Raw genomic sequence first — 20,570 nt, 5'->3', positions numbered from 1 at the left:
GGTTTCATGTCAGGCGGCGGTCTTCAGGGGCGGTGTCCGGCTGCCCCAGGCCTCGTCCGGCGTCCCGTCCCGTCCATCGCGACCTTCTTCTTGGAGACCAAAGGAGAGTGCCCGGCAACGACATCCAGACCAAGCCAAAGCTGCTTCCGATTACGCTCGACGTCGGCCCGTGTCGGCGCGAGAGCGGAAATACCGAGCCGTTGCGAGGCTGCTCGATCCTCTTCGGAAAAATCGGCCCGTGCCTGATCAATGACATCTTGCGTCAGCTCCGCCTCTGCCTCTGCCTGGAAACGGCGCCGCAGGTTGGTGCAGGCTTCAGTCTAAAGGTCCAGAGGCAGGCCGTCGAACCCCTTTGTGCGGGTGCGCGCCACGCCCCATAAACCTCCAAGATCAACCTCGATGAGCCCCAGGTCCTCATGATCCACCCGGATTTCGACTTCGAGATCAGGGTTGGAGAGGAAGTAGTCCTCCACCGCCTGGCAGGTATAGAAGATACCCGCAAATCGAACACCGCGCCCGGAAATGGTCCGGGGACCAGTTCATCCCATTTGCCTGAAACCCTCATCGATTGCTGCGAAGGGCAGCATGATCGAGCCAAAGCGAGGCGGAAATCCGCGGGCGGCGGAAAAAACTGACAACTCTTCCCATGGCGCGGCAAAGATCTGCTCCTGCCCCTGCAGCAGGTCCCATAGCGCCGCCCCGGCCGCAGCGACTTCAGCCCGGCACTGACCGACGGCGGCTTCGGTGACCAGGCCCAGCGAGGCCATGCCCAGGGTGCAGGCCCGCGACCGCCAGCCAAGAGCGGTGATCCGGCCCTGCTCGTGCATCAGGTCTAGGGTAATCATGCTGCCGCAAACCTGGCTTCTGCGGGAAACCGTAACCTCCGGGTCCTTCAGCCGCCGGTCGGAACGCACCCGAGCCGCAAGCTCTCGGATGCGCGGTCTGTAGAGTGCGGCCAATTCCGCCTCGTTCATAGCCACGGTCAATCCACGTCGGGCTCGGGCGTCGCCTGTCGGCCCAGCACGGCAAGAAACTGAAGCGCAAAATGCAGCCCCCGCCGTACATCCTCATCGCCCGCCGCCCGCAGCAGACCCAGCCGCGACGGCACTGGCGCGGTCGCCGCCTGATTGGCCGCATAACGCGCCGCATTGCCGAGCGCCCACGCGGTACTGGTGATGTCTTCATACGCGGTCATCATCTTCTGGATCATGGCATCATCCGCCATGTCCACACCATCCGAAGCAAGCGACATCAGATCGATGACATTGTGCAGGCGCCGGCCTTGGATCAACGGTGCGAGCTTGTTGGCCAGATCGATCAGGCCCTCCTCCGTTGCCGCGTCGGAAAAAGCGCTCTCTTGATTGATACGCTCGAGCAGCGGGGTTTCCGCGCCGTTTGCTGTGGGGTTCGCCATGGCGCCCTCCTGTTCTTAAGCTTCAGATCTCAGATGATGCCACGCGCGACAGACCAGTAGATGCCGCGGTTGAATGCCTTGCGCAGCAGTCCGCCGACCTTGGTCGGTGGCGTCGGATACACATCCTTATCGTAGTTGTAGAAAAGCGGCATGCCCGCTTCCAATCCCATCTGCGCCACGGCCTGCACCTTGCCGTCATAATGCTCGACGATGCGGCCCAGCCGCATATCCCCGGCGATATTGTTGACGATCACCGGGCATTGGTTGTGGCAGGAGCCCCCGGCCTTGGAGATCGGCAGATCGACCGTATCGCCCATCACATAGGCATTGGGATAGCCTTCGAGTTGCAACGTGTCCCGGTCGGTGGGCAGCCAGCCCTCGTTGTTCGCCGCTTGCGAGAGACCGCTGTTGATCACCGCATCCACGGCGCGGATCGGCGGGGTCGACATCAGAATGTCGAATTCCTCTTCCTCGCCCTCGCTGGAGATGGCGACCTTGCGTTCCGGATCGACCTTGGCCAGCGTGAAGCTGCGTTTGTATTTGATGTCGCGCTCTTCGAAGATCGGCGGCAGGACAGAGCAGACCTCTTCCTGCATGAACAGGCAATTGCGCAGAAGCTGAGAAACGGTCGGGTAGGTATAGACGATCTCGATCTGGTCGCGCACGCCCTTGCGGCGCAGATACTCGTCGAGCATCAGCGTGGTTTCCATCGGCGCGATACCGCATTGGTGCGGCACGTTCGGCGTTTCGGGGAAGTTCACGGTGACAAACACCCGACCCTTTTCAAGGGTCAGCAGCTTGTCCGAAAGCTTCCGGGCCGGTTCGTATTGATAGAAATAGTCTCCGCCTTCCTTCAGCCCCTCGATCCGTTCCGGCGCGGGCAGACAGCCGGTGGAAACAACGATGTAATCGTAGCTGATCGTTTTGCCGCTGGCGGTCTTGACCTTGGAGCCCTTGAAATCGAAGGCTTCAACCTTGTCGAGTTGAAAGTCGATCTCGGGACGCAGAAGAGACTGCTGCTTCCTGCGCAGTTCACCCTTAAAATACATGTCAAAGGCAACATACATGAACGCCGGCTTGTAGTAGTGCCACGGATTGTCCGAAAGCATGGTCACCTTGACCTTGCCGTTCGCGATTTCTCTCTGGAACTTGGTGACAAGGCTGTTCGCGGTCATCGTCCCACCGATGCCGCCACCGACCACGAGTATATGCTTTTGCATGATTCCTCCCCTGGAACACTGGGACCCTCCGCCCACCAGTGCGGTAGACTTCGGACCAGGGGCCCAAGTACGAGCAGATTTGGCTTGCGACCAAGCGTCAACCTTTCCATTTTGGAAAACAGGGGTGCGTGAGAGGGGCCAGGAAATGAACGACGCCATCGGCTCTCAGCAAGAGCCCGACGCGGTGCGGGCGGCGGTTCAGGCACAGATCATCGAATGTCTCAACCGGTTCTATGCGATGGAATCGGGGATGTGGGGCAAGCCGCTCGACAGCCTGATCATCCGTACGGTTGTGCAGGGCCGAATGCAGGGCAAACTCTATGATTTTTCGGCCCTGTCAGAGGCGCTCGACCTTCCGATCAGCACGCTGCACCGCAAGATCAACAGCTTGGTCGAAAGCGGCTACCTGCGGCGCGAGCCCGTGGGAAAATCGATCTATATCGCGCCCACCGAGCGCACTTCGGTTAAGTTCGACGAGTCTTTCGAGGCGATGGTCACGACCCTGCGGCGGCTCTACCGGGGCGAATACAACTTCGACGGCGCGCCGAAGCTCTGTGACGAGCCATGAGCGCCCCCATAAAGCCGGATGCTGGCGTAAGCCATGATGTGCTCTCTGCCGATCTTTGACGAGAAGCAGATCAGAGATATTCAAATGGAAGCAGCATGATTCAGGCGCTCAAGAACCAGCATGCGGAGGCGAGAATATTTGCCGTAGGCGACGACTGGCAGTCCATCTACCGGTTTGCTGCGGATGCCAGCGTCATCCAGGCTGACGCGAACCGGCAGAACTCGACGCCGAAATCGGACTGGCATCCCGACAGGATCGATCCTGAAGACGCGCCACAGGCTGTCAGGGAGTACCTAGAAACGCTCGGCCGCCCCGACCGAGAGCGAGCCTCGCGGGGGGAGCGCGGCGCTGGAGGCGTACCAGTTCGCCGTGCGATAGTGAGTGGGAGAAGGCTTCGGCATGCCGCCGATCTAACTCACTGAATTCGCGAATTTAATCCTCATCACCGCTTTGTGCAACAAGCCCCATCGGTGGGAAAGCCGAATGTCGTCAGCCAGTTTGCCGTGTCCGCCGCGACGCGATTTCGGCAGCGTGGACGCTGTATAGTTCCCATTTGGAACTTTTTAATGGATATAATTAAACTTTTGTCATGATACCGCTGCGCCTACCGTGGTCCGGACACTGACGCGGTTAGGTGCGGGAAATGCGAGACACAGCAACAACCATGAAACTGCACCAGCACCTGGCTCAGGCGCTGGTCGCGCACGGCACGACGCACCTGTACGGGCTTGTCGGAGACGCCAATCTCTTCATGGTCAATGCGTACGTCGAGACGGGGACGGGACGCTATGTTGCCTGCACCCACGAGGCCAATGCCGTGCTGGCCGCCACCGGCTTCGCCCAGGCGACCGGGCGTACCGGCGTTGCCACGATCACCCATGGTCCTGCCCTCACCAATGTCGTCACCGCGCTGGCAGAAGCCGTCCGCGGCGGCATACCCCTTGTCGTGCTCTGCGGCGATACGGCGCCGGGCGATCTTCAGCACTTGCAGAACATCGACCAGCGAGAGGTCGTTGCCAGCGTCGGCGCCGCCTTCGTCGAGATGCGCGAACCCGCGACCGCCATCGAGGACCTCGACCGTGCGTTTCGCATCGCGGCCCACCGCAGGCGTCCCGTGGTTTTCAACATGCGCGTTGATCTGATGTGGGAGCCGGTCGAGCCGGCCAAGGTCATGCCCGTACCGCCGTTGACGATTTCCCCCGCCTCTGGAAAGGCCCTGGAAGATGCCGCCGGCATGCTTGCCTCGGCACGCCGCCCACTGATCCTTGCAGGGCGCGGGGCTTGCACCCCGGAGGCACGCGCCGCGCTGATCGAGCTCGCTGCGCGGATGGAGGCCCCGCTTGCCACGACACTCAAGGCGCAAGGGCTTTTCGAAGGTGAGCCCTGCAACATCGGCATCTGCGGCGGGCTCAGCCACCCCACTGCTACCGAGGTCATCATGCAGTCCGACTGCATCCTCGCTTTCGGTGCGAGCTTAAGCAAGCACACCACCGAAGAGCGTGCCTATACCCGCGGCAAGCGCGTTGTGCAGATCCTGCCCGACGCCGAGGAGACCCCGCGGCTCGACATTCCCTCGCTCCGCCTGATTGGCGACATCGCGGGAACTGCTCGCGCCATCGTCGAACTGATGGACATGGCCGAGATTCCCGGCTCTGGTGCGACGGCGGATCTTGCCGACAGGCTTGCCACCGAGGCGGCCGATTTCGCGAAGATCCCTGCCGCTGCGCAGACCGCCCCGGGCACCGTCGACATGGTCCCGGCGTTGCGCCGCCTGCACCAGGCGCTGCCCGCCCAGCGGGTTCTGGTCGCCGACCTCGGGCGGTTCGTCACCGCGGCGTGGCGCAACCTGCCTGTGACGCGCCCGCAGGACCTTGTCTACACTTCGCATTTTGGGGCCATCGGCTGCGGTCTTGGCGAGGCAATCGGTACCGCCACCGCGATCACCGACCGCCCGACAGTGCTGGTCGCAGGTGACGGCGGCTTCACCCTGTCCGGCCTGAGCGAACTCGTCGCCGCCGTCCGCGAAAGGGCGGACATGATCGTGATCCTCTGCAACGACGGCAGCTACGGCGCCGAGCATGTCCAGTTCACCAATCGCAGCATGTCGCCGAAACTGGCGATGATCGACCGGATCGACTTCGCCGAGACCTGCGCGACGCTCGGCTTCGCGACGGTGCGCGTCACCGACGCCGCCAGCCTCGACGCCGCATGCACCGCCATCGCGGACCGGACCGGCCCCGTTCTCATCGACCTGCGGCTCGATCCAGAGAAGATCGATATGTAAGACCATCCCGAGATCCCGCCGCCAACGTGGCCGGTATAAAGGCACGACCGGGCACATGCTTCCTGAAGCCCGGACGGAACGAATAATAAAGATGCACCTCAACAGGAGAGAGCCTCAAATGACCCTCACCCGACGCAACTTCCTCAAGACCTCGGCCGGTGCCGCGGCGCTTGGCGCGCTCGGCGCACCCGCCTTCGCTGAGGGCGACACATTTATCGTGAACATGTTCGGCGGCCGCTGGGAACACGACTGGCGCCAGTACGTCATGCCGAAATTCGCCGAGCAGATCGGCCGTGATTTCGACCTCGACATCGGCCTCGGCATGGCCTGGATCTCGAACTTCCGCGCGGCAGGCCCGGACAACCCCCCGTTCCCGGCCGTCATGCTGAACGAGAAATACACCGCGATGATCCGCAACGACGGCTACTTCGCGGAGCTGACGCCCGAGAACGTGCCGAACATGGCCGATGTGATCGAACCCGCGATCCTGAAGGGCAATACCGCCGTCACCGGCATGCTTGCGCCCTTGGTCATCGCCTATCGCACCGATCTCGTGTCCGAGCCGCCCAAGGGCTGGGCCGATCTCTGGGATGAGCGTTTCAAGGGGCAGCTGGGTCTTTACAAGATCACCAACTCGGCCGCGACCATGATGGCGATGTGGGCCGGCGAGCACTTCGGCTCGGGCCGCGACGACATCGAGACCGCCGTTGCCAAGTTCAAGGAACTGGGTCCGTTCCCGCAGATCGGCTACTCGGCACAGCTGACGCCGTTGCTGTCGCAGGGACAGGTGGCCGTGGCTCCGATCGACCTTGGCGAAGTCAAGACCATGCAGGAACAGGGCATTCCGATCGACTACGTCGTGCCCGAAGAAGGCATGCTGGTGTTCGACCACTCCTTCTCTGTGTTCAAGAACAGCCCCGACAAGCAGCTTGGCTTCGACTACATCAATTTCGTCCTGTCGCCGGAAATCCAGCTGTGGATGGCCGAGAACTGGCTTATCGCGCCGACCAACAAGACGGTCGAGCTTCCCGAAGAGCTTCAGAAATGGCCTCTGCAGCCCGAGGTTGTCAGCCAGGCGATCCGCTTCGACTGGGATGAAACGCTCGCCATCATGCCGGGCCTGAACGACCTCTGGGAACGGACGATCTGAGAAATGGCGACGGTTGAAGTCAGGGATCTGCGCAAGCGTTATCAGGATTTCCTCGCGCTCGACGGCGTGTCACTCAAGGCCGAAAGCGGCCAGCTGGTGACCCTCCTCGGGCCCTCGGGCTGCGGCAAAAGCACCACCTTGCGGTGCCTGGCCGGATTCCTCGAGGCAAATGGCGGGGATATCCTGGTAGAAGGGGAGTCCATCCTCGGGATCCCGGCCAACCGTCGCGGTTTCGGCGTTGTCTTTCAGAACTACGCTCTTTTCCCGCACATGACCGTCGCCGAGAACATCGGCTACGGGCTCAAACTGCAAAAGCTGTCGAAGGATGAAATCGAAACCCGCGTCTACGACGTGAAGAAGCTGGTCCGCCTTGACGGGCTGGGCGAGCGGCTCCCGCGGGAGATATCGGGCGGTCAGCAGCAGCGGGTCGCGCTGGCGCGCGCGCTGGTGCTGAAGCCCAGGCTGCTTTTGCTGGATGAACCGCTCGCGAACCTCGATGCGCGGCTGCGCGACGAGGTGCGCTGGCTGATCCGCGACGTGCAACAGCAGTCCGGGATCACGGCGTTCTACGTCACGCACGACCAGTCCGAGGCCATGGCGATGTCGGACATGGTCGCCGTGATGAAGGCGGGCCGCGTTGCGCAGTTCGCCACCCCGCGCGAAATCTACCAGAAGCCGCTGGAACGCTATGTTGCCGACTTCACCGGCGAGGCGAATTTCATTCCCTGCCAATCCGTGAAACCGCTGGGCGAGGGGCGCTATGCCATTGCCGCCGCCGGTGCCTCGCTCGAGCTGGAGGGCGTGCCGGGCATCACCGGCGCCGCCGAACTGCTGCTGCGCCCCGAGGCGTTGTCGCTGACGGAACCCGAAGCGGGCATCTTCCGCGGCACGGTGTCCAAATCTGCCTTCCTCGGGGCCGCCTTGCATTGCGAGATCACGCTGGGCGACGGATCGGTCCTCAAACTGACTGCCGACCCGAACCACCCGGTGGAGAAGGGGGCCGAAGTCGGGATCGCCATCGATCAAAGCCACGCCTGGCTGATGCCCGAGGTCGCGCCATGAGCCTTAAGAATCCCAAACTTCTGCTCGCCATCCCGGCGATCGCGCTGATCTTCATCTTCATGATCCTGCCGATCACCAACATGGTCGAGATGAGTTTCCGCACGCCGGGCATCTCCGCGCCCTTCGGCGATGCCTATACCACGATGCACTACGATCGCATCCTGAGCGACGGCTATTACTGGGGGGTGCTTCTGCGCTCGCTGCTGACAGCTGGGGCGGTGACGCTGCTCTGCCTCCTGGTGAGCTATCCCATCGCCTGGCACATGTCGAAGGCCAAGGGGATGAAAGCGGTCTTGCTCTACGCCTGCATCGCCTCGCCGCTGATGACCGGCGTTTTGGTGCGCAACTTCGGCTGGATGATTGCCGCGGCGCTCAATGGGCCGCTGAACGAGACGCTGCTGGCACTCGGCATCATCGAACGACCGCTGCGCCTCTTGTTCACCCAGGGCCTCGTGATCCTGGCGCTGGTCCACGTCTTCGTGCCCTTCATGGTGCTGCCGATCAACAACGCGCTGCGCAACATCTCTCCGACGCTGATCGAAGCGTCTTCCTCGATGGGGGCAAACCGCCGCGAGGTGTTCCGAGACATCATCCTGCCGCTGAGCTTCCCGGGCATCTACCCCGGCATGATCCTCGTCTACGTCCTGGCCGTCGCGGCCTATGTCACCCCGGCCCTGCTGGGGGGGCAGATGGTCAGCTACATGCCGACCCTGATCATTGGCGAGCTGACCGGCACGTTCCAATGGCCCTTCGGCTCGGCGCTCGCCATCGTGCTGTCGGTCTCCACCATCCTCGTCGTCGGGCTGTTCACCGCGCTGACCTCGCGGCTCATGGAAAGGTCCAAGGCATGAGCGAAATGACCAACGCCTTCCCGTATCGGAAAACGGTCAATATCGGCTTCGGCATGCTCATCGTGTTGCTGTACGTCTTCCTCATGGCGCCGCTCGTGATGATTATCGGCGCCTCGTTCACCAAAGGGTTGATGATCGAGTTCCCGCCGCAGGGCATTTCCTTCCGCTGGTACGCCGAGTTCTTCAACCGCCAGGACCTCGTAGACGGCCTTTTCATGTCGCTGCGCATCGGTGCGGTCACCGCTGTCGTTACCATGACCGTCGCGATGATGGCGGCAATTGCGGGGCGGGTGCTCTCGGGCAAGCTTTCGGGCTGGTTCCAGCTGGGCATGACCCTGCCGCTGCTTGTGCCCGAGCTGCTGACCGCTGTCGGCCTGCTGTTCTTCCTCTACAAGATTCAATTGGCCAAGACCGTGCTCGGCCTGCAGATGGGGCATATCCTGATGTCTTTCCCCTACGCCTACGTGTCCATCGCTGCAGCGATGCGGCAGGTGCCGCAGTCACTGGAAGAGGCCTCCCAAAGCCTCGGTGCGACCGGGTTGCAGACCTTCCGGCTGGTGATCCTGCCGCTGGTGATGCCGGGCCTGGCGATGGGCGGCATCTTCGCCTTCATCAACAGTTTCGATCTCTACACCATCTCGCTGCTGCTCAAGCCGCTCGGGGGGAACACCCTGCCGCTCGCTCTGTTCGACTTCCTGACCTACGAGTTCAAACCCACCGCCGCCGCCGCCGCGACGCTGTCGATCCTTCTCTCGATCGCCGGCGTGGCCCTGGTGCAGAGACTCGTCGGCCTGCAACGCGCCTTCTGATCGCTCGCGGTCGGAAGCTCCGCCTCAACGAAAGTCCTCGGACCATGCCCGATCTGTCGGCATCTCCCCGCATACTCTACCAGCTTGCCAGCCCGCTTCACCGCACCGCTGGTGCCGAGGTGGTCCAGCGGCGCGCGGCAATGCTCCGCGCCTGGGCGCCCTCGGCCGAGGTCGCCATCAACTCACCCGAGGCAGGCCCGTCGGCCATCGAAAGCGCGGCGGATGCGGCCATGGTCTTTCCGGCGCTACGCGAGGCGGCGGCGGGCTGGGCAGAGAAGCACGACGCGGTGCTCATCGGCTGTTTCAGCGATCCGGCGGTCGAGGCCCTGGCTCAGATCTCCGGCGTCCCGGTCATCGGCCCGGGAGAGGCGGGCATGCTCGCCGCCGTGCAGCTCGGTGAGCGCTTCTCGGTACTGTCTTCGGACCCGACCCCGCCTGGCCTGCGCCGCCGCATTCGCGGCATCGGCATCGAGGGCAGCTTCGTCTCCGAGGTGACGATGGGGGGCTCGGTGGCTGATCTCAACCGCAACCCGGATGTCCATCTGCCCGCCATCGTAAAGCGCGCCCGGACCTGTGTGGCGCAGGGCGCCGACGTGCTGGTGCTCGGTTGCTTCGCGCTGTCGTTCATCCCCGGCCTGCCCGGGAAACTCTCGAGGGCCCTTGGCGTGCCTGTCGTCAACCCGGTGATCGCCGGGCTCAAGGCCGCCGAGGCGGCAGTCCTTTATAGCGCGGGCCTATCCCGCCCAAACGTACGGAGCGCATGATGTCCTTGCAGCACTCTCCCGATGCCTTCCAGTCGCTGGTCGACACGGCCAGGTTCCAGCGTAGCCGACGCATCCCCATCCCCGATTTCGCCTATCCCGAGGGCGTGAAGATCGCGGTGAACTTCACCCTCGATTTTGACGCCATGCTGCTGCGCCGCCTGCTGAACGAGCCCTGGGGTCAGAAGGCCAAGGGCGAATTCGGCGGACGTGTCGGCGTCTGGCGCATCATGGAGATGTTCGACGCGGAGGACGTAAAGGTCACGCTCTTCACCCCCGGACGCATCTGCGAGCTTTATCCAGAGGTGCTGCACCATGCGGTCGACAATGGCCACGAACTGGCCGACCACATGTGGGAACACGAGGTCTACGACGACCCTCAGATCGAGGACGCGCACCTGACCCGCACCCTCGAAGCGCTGTCCAGGATTGCGGGCAAACCGGTCACCGGCACCCGGTCGAGCCACACCCCCGGCCTGCTGCGCTCAAAAGGCGTCGTCTACAACTCCTTCACTTCGGCGGACTACCTGCCGTTCTACGAGCTGGACGCAGAGGGCGAGAACCCGATCCTGCAGCTGCCGTTCCACTACGCGCTCGATGACGCCATGTATTTCAGCTTCGGTTGGCTCGACACGGGCAACCAGGCGCAGCGCATCATGGATGTCGACGAGGTCTTCGAGATCTGGTGGGACGCCTTCCTGCAGCAATACAAGGCGGGCGGCTATGTGAACTTCCTGCTGCACCCGTTCGTCTCCGGTCACGCCATGCGGGTCGACATGCTGCAGCGGCTGATCCAGCGGATGAAGACCCTGCCGGGCGTCTGGTTCCCGACCTGTGACACGCTTGCGCAGCACATCCTGACGCAGCATCCCTATACCCCCGCCGCGGAGTAAGCTCATGCCCTGGAAAGACAATTACACCACCTCCGACGAAATCGGCATGCGCGACGGCAGCATCGTCTGGCCAGACGGACAGCAGATGGCGCTGGGTCTTACGGTCAACCTCAACCCGGCCGCCAAGGGGACGGGCATCAGCGCCAAGGACCTAGCCTATCCCACGTGGCACTTCGGGCTGACCGAGGGGTTAGATGCCTTTCTGGCGCTGTTTGCCGAGACAGGTGTGCGCGCGACCTTTGCCACGCCCGCCGTGGTGGTCGAGGCCTATCCCGACATCATCGAACGAATCCTGAAAGCGGGGCACGAGGTGGCCGCGCAGGGCCTCTATGGTGAAGATCCGGCGTCACTGGCCCCCGGTCATGAGGCCGAGCACATGGCCCGCGCCACCGAAGTACTGACCCGTGCGACCGGCGCGGCGCCCAAAGGCTGGTACGCGCTGTCGCACCCCGATGACCGCGCCGCCACCGGCTGCGTCACCGATGACACGGTCGGGCTGCTCAAGGCGAAGGGCTACGACTACATCGGCAACGGACTGGCGGATGACGCGCCCTACTATTGGGTGAGCAACGCCGAGAAGGCCGAGGCCTTGCTGGCACTGCCCTACTACTATCACTTCGACGACACCTTCTTCCTGATGTTCCCGCGTGAGGGCACCGGGCTTGAACGCCCGCAGGCGCTGTTGAACAACTGGCGCGCCGAGTTCCGCGCGCAGTACCGCCGGGGCCGCTATTTCAACCTGTGCGTCTCGCCTGCCCGCTCGGGCTGGGGACACCGCTTTGACAATCTCGCCACCCTGCTGCGCGATGCCATGGCGCATCCCGGCGTCTGGGCCGCCACCGGCGCCGAGATTGCGGCGCATTGGCATGCCGGCTACCCCGCCTCCGAGGCGCTGAAGCTCGCGCCCAGCATCTGGCAAGACTACGCCGACAGCCTGAGCTAAGCGATCATGCAGAGCGAAGACATCCTGAAGGGCCTGATGCGCTGGGTCGAGATCGATACGCCGACCGGCTCGGTCGACACGATCTCGGCGCTGGTCGATCTGATTGCCTCGGAGCTTGAACCGCTGGGCTGTGCGCTGGAACGCATCCCCGGTCGCGACGGCATGGGCGACCACCTGATCGCCCGTTTCGCCGGCGGTCACGGGCCGGGCGTGCTGGTGAGCAGCCACATCGACACGGTCTGTGCGCCCGGCAGCGTCGAAATCCGTCGCGACGGCGACCGGCAATACGGCCCGGGCATCGCGGACATGAAGGGCGGCGGCTATCTGGCGCTCTGCGCGATGCGCAACATCGTGGCGAGCGGGGCGCCCCTGCCGGGGCCGGTGACGCTGATCTACAATTCCGACGAGGAAATCGGCTCGCCCACCTCGCATGGCCTGATCCAGGCCGAGGCGCGAAAGATGGGCGCGGCGCTGATCCCCGAACCCGCGCGCGGCGACGAGGCGATCACCTTCCGCAAGGGGCGCGCCAAGTACAGGCTCGATTTCCACGGCCGCGAGAGCCACGCCGGATCGGCCTTTGCCGACGGGCGTTCGGCGATCCTGCAGATGGCGCGCACCATCGGCGTGCTCGAGGGCATGACCGATCTGGAAACGGAAACCACCGTCAACGTGGGCCGCGTGCGCGGTGGCACCGAGCCCAACGTGGTCGCGGGCCATGCCGCCTGCGACATCGACGTGCGCTTTGCCGATGACGCCCTGGGCTTCGCTGTCGAGACGCAGCTGCAGGCGCTGACATCCGAGGACCCGGACGTCAGCATCACCCTTTCCGGCGAGATCGAGAAGCCAAGCCTTGCGCGCAGGCCGGAAACCCTCGCCATGTTCGCCCGCGCGGGCGAGATCAACGCCGGCCTTGGCGTCCCGATGGTGGAAACCCGATCGGGCGGCGGTAGCGACGGCAACTTCACCTGTGCTGTGGGCGTGCCGACCCTCGATGGTCTCGGCGCGATCGGCAACAACTGGCACTCGCCGCAGGAGCATATCCTGATCGAGCCGCTGGCACGGCGCGAGGCGCTGCTGCGCGCGCTTATCCTGACCTATGCGGGCACGCGCCCGACCGGAGACAATGCATGACCCCGAACTTTGGCCAGACCCGCTCTGACATCCGGCGCAACCACGCATTGCTGACCCCGGAAAGCCACGAATGGATCACCCAGCCCGATTGGCCGGGTTCCGAATTGGCCTTCCTTATCAGCCCCGACATGGGCGCGAAATTCGCCATGGGCCTTGTGCGCAGCGCCGAGGGGCTGACCGATATCGCCCCCGCCGCCCAGGGCATCGCACGCTTCGTTTTCGTGCTGGACGGAGAGGTCACGTTTTCGACCGGCCAGACGCTCGGCGCCGAAGGCTACGCCTTCCTGCCGCCCGAGACCGAAGCCACTCTGAGCGCCTCGGCAGGCGTGACCTTCCTGCTGATGGAATGGCGCTTCGTGCCACGCGGCGAGATCCCGGCGCCGGTCTTCGGCAAGGTCTCCGATATCGAAGGCACACCCCTGCGTGGCGACGACTGGCTAATCGTGCAGAAGATGCTGCCAACCGACGCCGGTTTCGACGGCGAGGTCAACATCATGAACTTCCACCCCGGCGCCTCGCTCGCCTATGTCGAGACGCATTTCATGGAACATGGCCTATTGATGCTGGACGGTGGCGGCGTCTACCGGCTGGGCGATCAGTGGTACCCTGTCGGCAAGGGCGATGCGATCTGGATGGGGCCGCACGTGCCGCAATGGTTCGGCGCGCTTGGGCGGGTGCCGTCGCGTTACCTCATCTACAAGAACTACAACCGGTCCCCGCTGGACGCGCGATGACCGGCTCAGCCGCCATAGTTCACGAAGATCGTCTTGATCGCGGCGGCGAAGGCCTCGGACGAGACCGTCGGTGTGCGCCCTGCCATGCGGCAGCAGGCCACCGGCGGGCTTGCGAAGGGCAGCTCATTCACCTCGACGAAGGCGATGCGTTCGCGGCGGGTCTGGAGGAAACGCCCGAAAACGATTCCGATCCCCATGCCGCTTTCGACCATCTGGCGCAAAAGGGTGAAGCTGTTGGTGCTCATGACCTCGCGCACCTCCACCCCGGCCTGCGCCAGCGCCTTTTCGAGCATTTCGCGCATGGCGATAGAGGAATCCGGGAAGATCACCCTTTCCCCGTCTATGTCCTCCAATCGAACATCGCGCAGCCGCGCCATCGGATGATCCAATGCGGTGATCGCGTATGTGCGCCGACGCAGCGTCGCCAGCGTCTCGATGTCCGGCGAGGGCGGGAAATTGTAACCAAGGCCGATGTCGATATCGCCCGTCTGCAGGCGTTGGACGATTTCGCGCGTGTTCTCGACGACGATGTGAAACTTGAGACCCGGATGGTTATAGCTCATGTCCCGCAGAATGCCGGGCAGCAGGTCGGAGGCGAGAACCTCGTTCACCCCGAGCCGCAGCTGTCCGCGATGCAGCCCGTGCAACTGGTCGATCTCGTCCTGGGCGATGGTCAGCTCGTTGACCACGGAGGCGCAGCGAAACAAGAGGATCTCCCCGGCCTCGGTCACTTCCAGCCCACCGCGCCCGCGATCGCGTCGGAACAGTTCGACGTCGAGCGCCAGTTCGAGGTTCTTGATCTGCTTGCTTACGGCCGAGGGGGCGACATGCAGCTTGTCGGCCGCGGCGCGGAACGATCCCTGTTGGGCAACTTCTATGAAATGCCTCAAGCCGGGCAAGCGGCCGAGGATGGTGCTGGGCGGCATCGGGGATTCCCGCAAACGTATATTAGCGCGTCAAGGAGCACATCATAGATGGACCGAACCGGCATTCAACTGGACATCCGGGATGACATCGAACAATCCGCGTTGATCGAGGCGTTGACCGAGATTCTCGGGCCGAAGGGGCTGCTGACTGCGCCGGAAGATTGCGCGCGCTACGCCTCAGATCAGTCCGGCCTCTGCGGTGTCACCCCCCTTGCCGTCCTGCGCCCGGCCGGGACCGATGAGGTCGCGGCGCTGCTGGCCCTCTGCAACGAACGTCGCATCGGCGTGGTGCCCCAGGGTGGGCGCACCGGGCTTTCCGGCGGGGCGTGCAGCCCGCAAGGCACCGTCGTGCTGTCGACCGAGCGCATGTCCGGTGTAACGGAGATAGACCCCGATGCGATGACCCTGACGGCATGGGCCGGAACGCCGCTTGAAACCGTGCAGGAGGCGGCGCGCGCCGAGGGCCTGGACTACGCGGTCGATATCGGCGCGCGTGGATCGGCGACCATCGGCGGAACCATCGCCACCAATGCGGGCGGCATCCGCGTTCTGCAACACGGCATGACCCGCGCCAACGTGCTGGGGCTCGAGGCGGTGCTGGCGGACGGGTCGGTGATCTCGCGGCTGGGCAAGACCGTAAAGGACAACGCGGGGTTCGACCTCAAGCAGGTCTTCATCGGCTCCGAAGGCACGCTGGGCGTCGTCACGCGCGCGGTGCTGGAGTTGCGCCGGCAGGTTGTTCAGACCGCCCTTGCGCTCTTCGCGCTGCCGGATCACGCTGCGGCCCTGGCCTGCCTTTCGGCGGCACGCCAACGCTTCGGCGCGCGCCTCTCGGCGTTCGAGGGGATGTGGCCGGACTACTGGGATTTCGTCTGTCACGAGACATCCCTGGCCGCCGCGCCCCTTGAGGGACGGCATGGGATCTACCTGCTGATCGAAATCGAGGTGGACGGTCAGCATGGCGAAACGGAGCTGGAAGACTTCTTCGCCGAGCTTTTCGAGGGGGGCGTTGTCGAGGACGGCGTGCTCGCGAAGTCGCTCGGTGAAATGCGTGCGCTCTGGCAGGTGCGCGAAGCAGTGGGACAGGTCGACGACGATTTCGGCCCTCACATCAATTTCGATATCGGCGTGTCGCCCTCGGCGCTTGGCCGGTTCTGCGAGGCCGCCGATGTTCGGCTGACAGAGGTGCCCGAGGCAGTCGGCGTCCTGAAGGTCGGTCATGTCGGCGATGGCAACGTTCACCTGTTGGTCGCTCACGATGGCAGCAACACCGCGGAAGCCCGGATCGAGGCGGCGATCTACGACCTCGTGCGCGAGTGGGGCGGCGCAGTGACGGCGGAACATGGCATCGGCCGGATCAAGGGGCGCTGGATCGGCCACAGCCGTTCACCTGCCGAAGTCGCGATGATGCGCGGCATGAAGTTGCAGCTCGACCCCAACGGCATTCTCAACCCCGGTGCCCTATTCGTGGAGACGAAACCGTGATGCCCGCAACCTGACGCGCCGCGCGCGGGAGACGCTGTCTTGTGGAGGTCAGGAAGCACCTTCGATGTTCGCGATTTCCTCGTATGGACATGTCGTGTTGGAGGCGGTCATTCGACGGTGTCCTGCAGAACGGCATCAACCGTCAATGTCAGCCGTGCGAACGAAGCCGCCGTCCCGGATACGAGATCAGCCTACCTCACTGACCGAGCTAGTTTTTCGAAAGTGGATAGAAGCGCGTTCCGACGCCGCATGCGCTTGGCGTTGTTGCGCAAATCAGCGTTCGTGCTGACTGTACCCTTTCCCGTGGCCGTTCAGGCGACGGCCTCGATCTCGGCCCTGCCGAGGGCCGAGAAGCGATTCATGAATAAGCCATGTCGCGCCATTGGTCCGAGCGACAATGGCGAATGATGCGGATCTGGATTTCGGCGGTCTGGCGGTCGGGTTCTCGTGACATGATCCGCTCACCGAAGAGCTTCAGGCGGTTCATCTGGGCCTCGACCCGACTTCGGACATGGTCGCCGGCCCATTTCTTCCAGAGCGCCCTGCCGAGGTGCCGCGTGGCGCGCAGGATCTCGTTGCGCCCCGATGCTGCGGGGCAGTCTTCTTTCCAGGCGCGGCCGTTCCGGGGGATGGGTATGACGGCATCCGCGCCGCGCGCGATGATGGCAGTGTGGCATCGCCGCCTGTCGTATGCGCCGTCCGCGGTGACGGTGGCACTCTCTTCATCCTCGGGAATGTGCGACAGCAGGTCGGGCAGCAGGGGACTGTCGCCCTGGCGGCTCGAAGTGAACTCGACCGAGCGTATGTCGCCGGTCTCCGTGTCCATTGCGATGTGGACCTTGCGCCATTGCCTGCGACGCGACGGCCCGTGCTTGCGAGCCAACCATTCCCCCGGGCCTGCTTGCAGTTCTCGACCTGGACGACCCGCCCGAGGCCAGCGCCTTTGCCGACTGGCTGGTCGAACTCGAATGCCGGTCGATCAGCTTCAATCTCAGATACGATCAGCGGATGGCGGCGAACGATCCGAGACTGGCTTTGTTTCTCAGGGCCCTTCGCCGAGAGATCGCTTCTCGAAACTGGCGGGTCGCAGTGCGCGAGCTTCTGCCGACGCTTGCAGCCGGCAATGTCTTCGATGCCTGCCATCCCGGATGGCCCTGCCACCGGACGATCACCGCGGTCGACGAGGTCGGCAACATCTACTTCGGCTGCGACCGCTTCATGGCGGGCGGTCTGCATGGCTCGCGCGATTTCGTCATCGGCCATGCGGACGAGGGATTTCGGGCCGCATTCGGATCGGATCACTATGCCATTTGTCTTGAACCTACGCTCCGCGCGCTCCAAGGCTGGCAACCCTTCGGGACCACTTCGCTCTCGTCTCGGGCGATGAATTGATGACTGCCGAAAAATGGGTGACGTGCAGAGGCGAAATGCCGACGAATCCAAAGATCTGCATTCGAAGCTGGCGCACCAGTGCGGCCTTGTGGACGAGCCGAAAGAACCAGTGCGGCGTATCCGAGGTCATGATCAGCCGCACGGTGCGTCCGGCCAGAAGCGGCCGGGGCGATCCCAGCCAGGTCTTGGCGCGCGTGTCGAAGGCGCTGCCGGGCAGCAGGGCGCGGTCGAACAGGCCCTTCAACTTGGCGGGCAGACCGCCCCACCACATGGGGCTCAGCAAAACCACATGTTCGGCCCAGTCCATATTGGCCATGACCGCTTCCAGATCTGGCTCGAGAGGCTTGGCGGCACGGTAGCCGCCCCCGCCGAAATCGGGATCGAAGTCCAGATCGTGCAGATGGGTGATCCGAAGTTCGTGACCAGCCTGCACCGCGGCCTGCGCGTAGTCTTCGGAAAAGAGCCTGGAAAGCGAGGTTTCACCGGGATGTCCGTTGAGGACAAAGATGCGTCTGGGGGCCATGGGAACTCCTGAATTGACCATGGTCATATTTACTATCCCCTATATTGACCGTGGTCAATAACCTGGATAGGAGGCCCCATGGCCCGCGCAAAACAGCTCAGAAGCGTCAAGACACGGGAACGGCTTCTCGGCTGTGCGAGGGAGATTGTCTCGGACTCCGGCTTTGCGGATCTCCGGGTCGAACAGGTCGTCACCGCCGGGGGCGTGGCGAAAGGCACGTTCTTTGCACATTTCAGCGACAAGGACGCTTTGATGGATATCCTGATCGGCGAGCGGGTAGACGCGCTGCTCGACGATCTGGACGCCGTTGGCGGCTTTCGCTCTGTCGCACACGTGGTGGAGAGCATCATGCCGCTTCTGAGTTTTCTCTCGAGCGAGCGTTATGTCTTTGATATTTTTCTGCGTCTGTCAGGGGCGCTTGCCGTCGAAAAGGTCGGGGCCATCGCCAAGGCGATCTGTCGGTACGACCGCATCCTGGTCCAGAAGTTGAAGGGTGGACCGTTCCGGCAGGACATATCGGCTGAGCTTCAGTCAGAAGGAATCCAGGCTTTCTCCGTCAGTTCAGTGGCTCTGAGCCTTTGCGCAGAGCATGGCGACAAGACCCTCAGAGATCGACTGTCAATCCAGCTGCAGGCTTGGCTGTGTCCCGAGCAAATGCCTGATCGGGATATGTAGGGCGGAATCCATCGCCCGGCTCGACAGCAGCGGCGCATCCATAGCCGCCGTCGAGCGCCCAGAAGCCGTTCCGGCTGGCCACCGTCGCCATGGCCAACAAGGCCGCCCGGATCGTCTGGGCCATGCTGACGAAGCAACAGGACTACCGCCAGCCGGGCGCCTGACCGCCCGGCCGGCACGAGTTGCAAGACGCTTGGACCGTGATGATGCGGAACGAAGTCAACCAAAAGCAAGGACACTCCGTGAATGTCAGCGGCCCGCAGGCACTACGCCCTCTGACAGCAGGTTCTCGGCGACATCCATTGCCTCTTTGCGAGTCACTGCAATCTTCAACGGGAAACCCCAGAATTTAGAAAAGACCGCGCCGAAAGTCTTGAAGGTCAGACGCTTGGCGGCGCTCGGCTCAATCACAATCATCGCCAGCACGAGCGTCCGCAGTTCGGCCTTGTGCTTCTTCATCCACAGCGCAGTGCGCTTCCTTTCTTCCTGGCTGTGGTCGTGGTCTTCGTCTTCGGTCGGAGCATTATCGCTCAAGATCACGAACGGTGCGCCGCGCTTAAGGCACATCTCTAACGCCGCGAAATCCTCGTCGTGGTCGTGGTCCGGCGCTTCGTCATAGCTCATCCAGACAAGCGGAAAATTCTTGATATCCAAGGGCATGTGTCGTCTCCGAGCGAGAATGGATGGTTTTAGGTCGAACGAATGTGCCGCAACGTAAAGATATGTGTCTGGCAGGTCAGCTCTGCCCCTCCAGTAACGGAGCGCGATCACAAGATCCGCCAGCCGCCTCTGCCTCACAGCAATACGCCAGCCGGCACGTGGCGTCATTGCGCAACCTTGCCACTATATGTTTCAATCCGGCCTAATCTGATAACGTCGAGGTCTGAGATGTATCTGGACGTCCGTCCCGACTGGCTCGCCTATGTCGACGAGATCCCGCGTGCGCTGGTGGCAGCCAACGCGGTCGCCACCCTTGACGCCCTGGAGCAATCGCCCCGGCACCACCATCAGAAGGCGCAACTGCTTTTCACGGTGCGTGGCGTCGTCAATTGCGAGGTCGACGGCGCAGTCTGGATCGTACCGCCGCAATGCGCCGTGTGGATTCCCGGCGGGCTGCCCCATTCCGTTTTCGGCTCGGGCGAGGTGGAGTGTCTCTCTCTCTTCATTGATCCTCCCGAATCCGCGAACCTGCCGAAAGGCTGCTGCACGATCACGGTGTCGCGTTTTTTCCGTGAGTTGCTGATGCGGGCAAACGCTCTGCCGGACCTCTATGACGTCGACGGTCCGGATGGCCGGATCGTGTCCGTTCTCTTCGATGAGCTGGCTGTGGCACCGGTCGAGGACCTCTGCCTCCCCATCCCCGGCGATCCGCGCCTGAAGAGGCTCACCGACCTGTTGATCGCGGCGCCTGCGGATCATGCGAGCGTCGCGAAGTGGGCCTCCCGCGTCGCGCTCAGCGAGCGCAGCCTGAGCCGTCTGTTGGCCGAAGAGGTGGGCATGAGTTTCGGCCGCTGGCGCCGACAGTTGCATATTGTGCTTGCCTTGCGGCGGCTTAGCGCTGGTCAGTCGGTTCAGGCCGTCGCCATCGATCTCGGCTATGAAAGCGCCAGCAGTTTCGTGACCATGTTTCGAAAGATGGTCGGCAAGCCTCCAAGCCGCTATCTGCTCGAGCGGAGTCGTTTACGATAGGGAAGAGCGATAGGAGCTACCGAGTGTCATCCACAATCGCCGCTTAGCGAATGCTCCGGC

General features: G+C 63.4%; 23 protein-coding genes and 2 pseudogenes. 17 read left to right on the top strand and 8 right to left on the bottom strand.

The genetic code is table 11. From position 1 onward, the window contains the following. Window positions 1-320: 320 nt before the first annotated feature. The 4 genes from A6W98_RS22325 to A6W98_RS07475 are packed head-to-tail and all read right to left on the bottom strand — an operon-like array spanning window position 321 to window position 2,616. Window positions 321-524, bottom strand: a complete 204-nt coding sequence (locus A6W98_RS22325) for a hypothetical protein (protein ID WP_081251842.1) — start codon at window positions 522-524, stop codon at window positions 321-323. A 15-nt stretch (window positions 525-539) separates the two neighbouring features. Further along, the gene (locus A6W98_RS07485; protein WP_042459782.1) at window positions 540-974 is read right to left on the bottom strand and encodes an iron-sulfur cluster assembly scaffold protein; all 435 of its coding nucleotides are present in this window, start codon (window positions 972-974) and stop codon (window positions 540-542) included. A gap of 8 nt (window positions 975-982) precedes the next feature. Continuing rightward, window positions 983-1,414, bottom strand: a complete 432-nt coding sequence (locus A6W98_RS07480) for a DUF1641 domain-containing protein (protein WP_081251840.1) — start codon at window positions 1,412-1,414, stop codon at window positions 983-985. A gap of 29 nt (window positions 1,415-1,443) precedes the next feature. Continuing rightward, window positions 1,444-2,616, bottom strand: coding sequence for an NAD(P)/FAD-dependent oxidoreductase (locus A6W98_RS07475; protein ID WP_231098397.1), 1,173 nt, complete (start codon window positions 2,614-2,616; stop codon window positions 1,444-1,446). 163 nt (window positions 2,617-2,779) lie between these two features. Here A6W98_RS07475 and A6W98_RS07470 point away from each other — a divergent pair, with 163 nt between their 5' ends. The 12 genes from A6W98_RS07470 (at window position 2,780) to allE (ending at window position 13,820) form a co-directional block, all read left to right on the top strand. Further along, on the top strand, window positions 2,780-3,202 hold the full coding sequence (locus A6W98_RS07470; protein WP_042459777.1) for a helix-turn-helix domain-containing protein: 423 nt from the start codon (window positions 2,780-2,782) through the stop codon (window positions 3,200-3,202). Between the two features lie 95 nt (window positions 3,203-3,297). Beyond that, entirely contained in the window at window positions 3,298-3,624 is a 327-nt protein-coding gene (locus A6W98_RS21905) for a hypothetical protein (RefSeq protein ID WP_063490894.1), read from the top strand. A 242-nt stretch (window positions 3,625-3,866) separates the two neighbouring features. Beyond that, window positions 3,867-5,486: a thiamine pyrophosphate-binding protein gene (locus tag A6W98_RS07460; RefSeq protein WP_231098396.1), complete on the top strand. Its 1,620-nt coding sequence runs from the start codon at window positions 3,867-3,869 to the stop codon at window positions 5,484-5,486. A 55-nt stretch (window positions 5,487-5,541) separates the two neighbouring features. Further along, on the top strand, window positions 5,542-6,636 hold the full coding sequence (locus A6W98_RS07455) for an ABC transporter substrate-binding protein (protein ID WP_081251838.1): 1,095 nt from the start codon (window positions 5,542-5,544) through the stop codon (window positions 6,634-6,636). Window positions 6,637-6,639: 3 nt separating this feature from the next. Beyond that, a complete protein-coding gene (locus A6W98_RS07450; RefSeq protein WP_042459768.1) occupies window positions 6,640-7,698 on the top strand; it encodes an ABC transporter ATP-binding protein in 1,059 nt (352 codons plus the stop codon). After that, window positions 7,695-8,549, top strand: a complete 855-nt coding sequence (locus A6W98_RS07445; RefSeq protein WP_042459766.1) for an ABC transporter permease — start codon at window positions 7,695-7,697, stop codon at window positions 8,547-8,549. The genes A6W98_RS07450 and A6W98_RS07445 overlap by 4 nt, the downstream gene beginning before the upstream one ends. Continuing rightward, window positions 8,546-9,358 (top strand): ABC transporter permease, encoded by an 813-nt coding sequence (locus A6W98_RS07440; RefSeq protein ID WP_042459764.1) that lies wholly within the window; start codon window positions 8,546-8,548, stop codon window positions 9,356-9,358. Before A6W98_RS07445 ends, A6W98_RS07440 begins: the two co-directional genes overlap by 4 nt. A gap of 44 nt (window positions 9,359-9,402) precedes the next feature. Beyond that, window positions 9,403-10,122 (top strand): aspartate/glutamate racemase family protein, encoded by a 720-nt coding sequence (locus A6W98_RS07435; RefSeq protein WP_042459762.1) that lies wholly within the window; start codon window positions 9,403-9,405, stop codon window positions 10,120-10,122. Beyond that, window positions 10,119-11,012, top strand: a complete 894-nt coding sequence (locus A6W98_RS07430; protein ID WP_042459760.1) for a polysaccharide deacetylase family protein — start codon at window positions 10,119-10,121, stop codon at window positions 11,010-11,012. Before A6W98_RS07435 ends, A6W98_RS07430 begins: the two co-directional genes overlap by 4 nt. A 4-nt stretch (window positions 11,013-11,016) precedes the next feature. Further along, entirely contained in the window at window positions 11,017-11,955 is a 939-nt protein-coding gene (locus tag A6W98_RS07425) for a polysaccharide deacetylase family protein (RefSeq protein ID WP_042459757.1), read from the top strand. 6 nt (window positions 11,956-11,961) lie between these two features. After that, entirely contained in the window at window positions 11,962-13,086 is a 1,125-nt protein-coding gene (locus A6W98_RS07420) for a M20 family metallopeptidase (RefSeq protein WP_042459754.1), read from the top strand. Further along, window positions 13,083-13,820, top strand: coding sequence for a (S)-ureidoglycine aminohydrolase (gene allE / locus A6W98_RS07415; RefSeq protein ID WP_042459751.1), 738 nt, complete (start codon window positions 13,083-13,085; stop codon window positions 13,818-13,820). The genes A6W98_RS07420 and allE overlap by 4 nt, the downstream gene beginning before the upstream one ends. Window positions 13,821-13,825: 5 nt before the next feature. Here the strand turns inward: allE and A6W98_RS07410 are convergent, their stop codons facing one another. Then, complete coding sequence (locus tag A6W98_RS07410; RefSeq protein ID WP_042459748.1) at window positions 13,826-14,746, bottom strand: LysR family transcriptional regulator; 921 nt, start codon at window positions 14,744-14,746, stop codon at window positions 13,826-13,828. A 48-nt stretch (window positions 14,747-14,794) separates the two neighbouring features. Between A6W98_RS07410 and A6W98_RS07405 the strand changes: the two genes are divergently transcribed. Then, window positions 14,795-16,231 (top strand): FAD-binding oxidoreductase, encoded by a 1,437-nt coding sequence (locus A6W98_RS07405; protein ID WP_052677974.1) that lies wholly within the window; start codon window positions 14,795-14,797, stop codon window positions 16,229-16,231. 311 nt (window positions 16,232-16,542) lie between these two features. Here the strand turns inward: A6W98_RS07405 and A6W98_RS07400 are convergent. After that, window positions 16,543-17,129, bottom strand: a pseudogene (locus tag A6W98_RS07400) (IS5 family transposase); the annotation flags it as partial. On the opposite strand from A6W98_RS07400, the gene A6W98_RS20990 reads away from it, so the two are divergent. Further along, window positions 17,057-17,623 carry a hypothetical protein gene (locus A6W98_RS20990; protein ID WP_155734748.1) on the top strand — a complete coding sequence of 189 codons (567 nt, stop codon included), beginning with the start codon at window positions 17,057-17,059 and terminating at the stop codon, window positions 17,621-17,623. The pseudogene A6W98_RS07400 and the gene A6W98_RS20990 sit on opposite strands and share 73 nt — an antisense overlap. Here the strand turns inward: A6W98_RS20990 and A6W98_RS07395 are convergent. Beyond that, the gene (locus A6W98_RS07395) at window positions 17,553-18,146 is read right to left on the bottom strand and encodes an NAD(P)H-dependent oxidoreductase (RefSeq protein WP_042459745.1); all 594 of its coding nucleotides are present in this window, start codon (window positions 18,144-18,146) and stop codon (window positions 17,553-17,555) included. The genes A6W98_RS20990 and A6W98_RS07395 overlap by 71 nt on opposite strands. A gap of 78 nt (window positions 18,147-18,224) precedes the next feature. Between A6W98_RS07395 and A6W98_RS07390 the strand changes: the two genes are divergently transcribed. Then, window positions 18,225-18,821 carry a TetR/AcrR family transcriptional regulator gene (locus tag A6W98_RS07390; protein WP_042459742.1) on the top strand — a complete coding sequence of 199 codons (597 nt, stop codon included), beginning with the start codon at window positions 18,225-18,227 and terminating at the stop codon, window positions 18,819-18,821. Window positions 18,822-18,880: 59 nt separating this feature from the next. Next, a pseudogene (locus tag A6W98_RS22320) lies at window positions 18,881-18,985 on the top strand (IS110 family transposase); the annotation flags it as partial. Between the two features lie 85 nt (window positions 18,986-19,070). Here A6W98_RS22320 and A6W98_RS07385 read toward each other — a convergent pair. Then, the gene (locus tag A6W98_RS07385; protein ID WP_042459738.1) at window positions 19,071-19,481 is read right to left on the bottom strand and encodes a hypothetical protein; all 411 of its coding nucleotides are present in this window, start codon (window positions 19,479-19,481) and stop codon (window positions 19,071-19,073) included. A gap of 228 nt (window positions 19,482-19,709) precedes the next feature. Here A6W98_RS07385 and A6W98_RS07380 point away from each other — a divergent pair, with 228 nt between their 5' ends. After that, window positions 19,710-20,510: an AraC family transcriptional regulator gene (locus A6W98_RS07380; protein ID WP_063490892.1), complete on the top strand. Its 801-nt coding sequence runs from the start codon at window positions 19,710-19,712 to the stop codon at window positions 20,508-20,510. Window positions 20,511-20,570 lie beyond the last annotated feature (60 nt).

The sequence above is a fragment of the Rhodovulum sulfidophilum DSM 1374 genome (assembly GCF_001633165.1).
Taxonomy (GTDB): Bacteria; Pseudomonadota; Alphaproteobacteria; order Rhodobacterales; family Rhodobacteraceae; genus Rhodovulum; species Rhodovulum sulfidophilum.
This window is presented reverse-complemented; position numbering and strand designations above follow the sequence as displayed.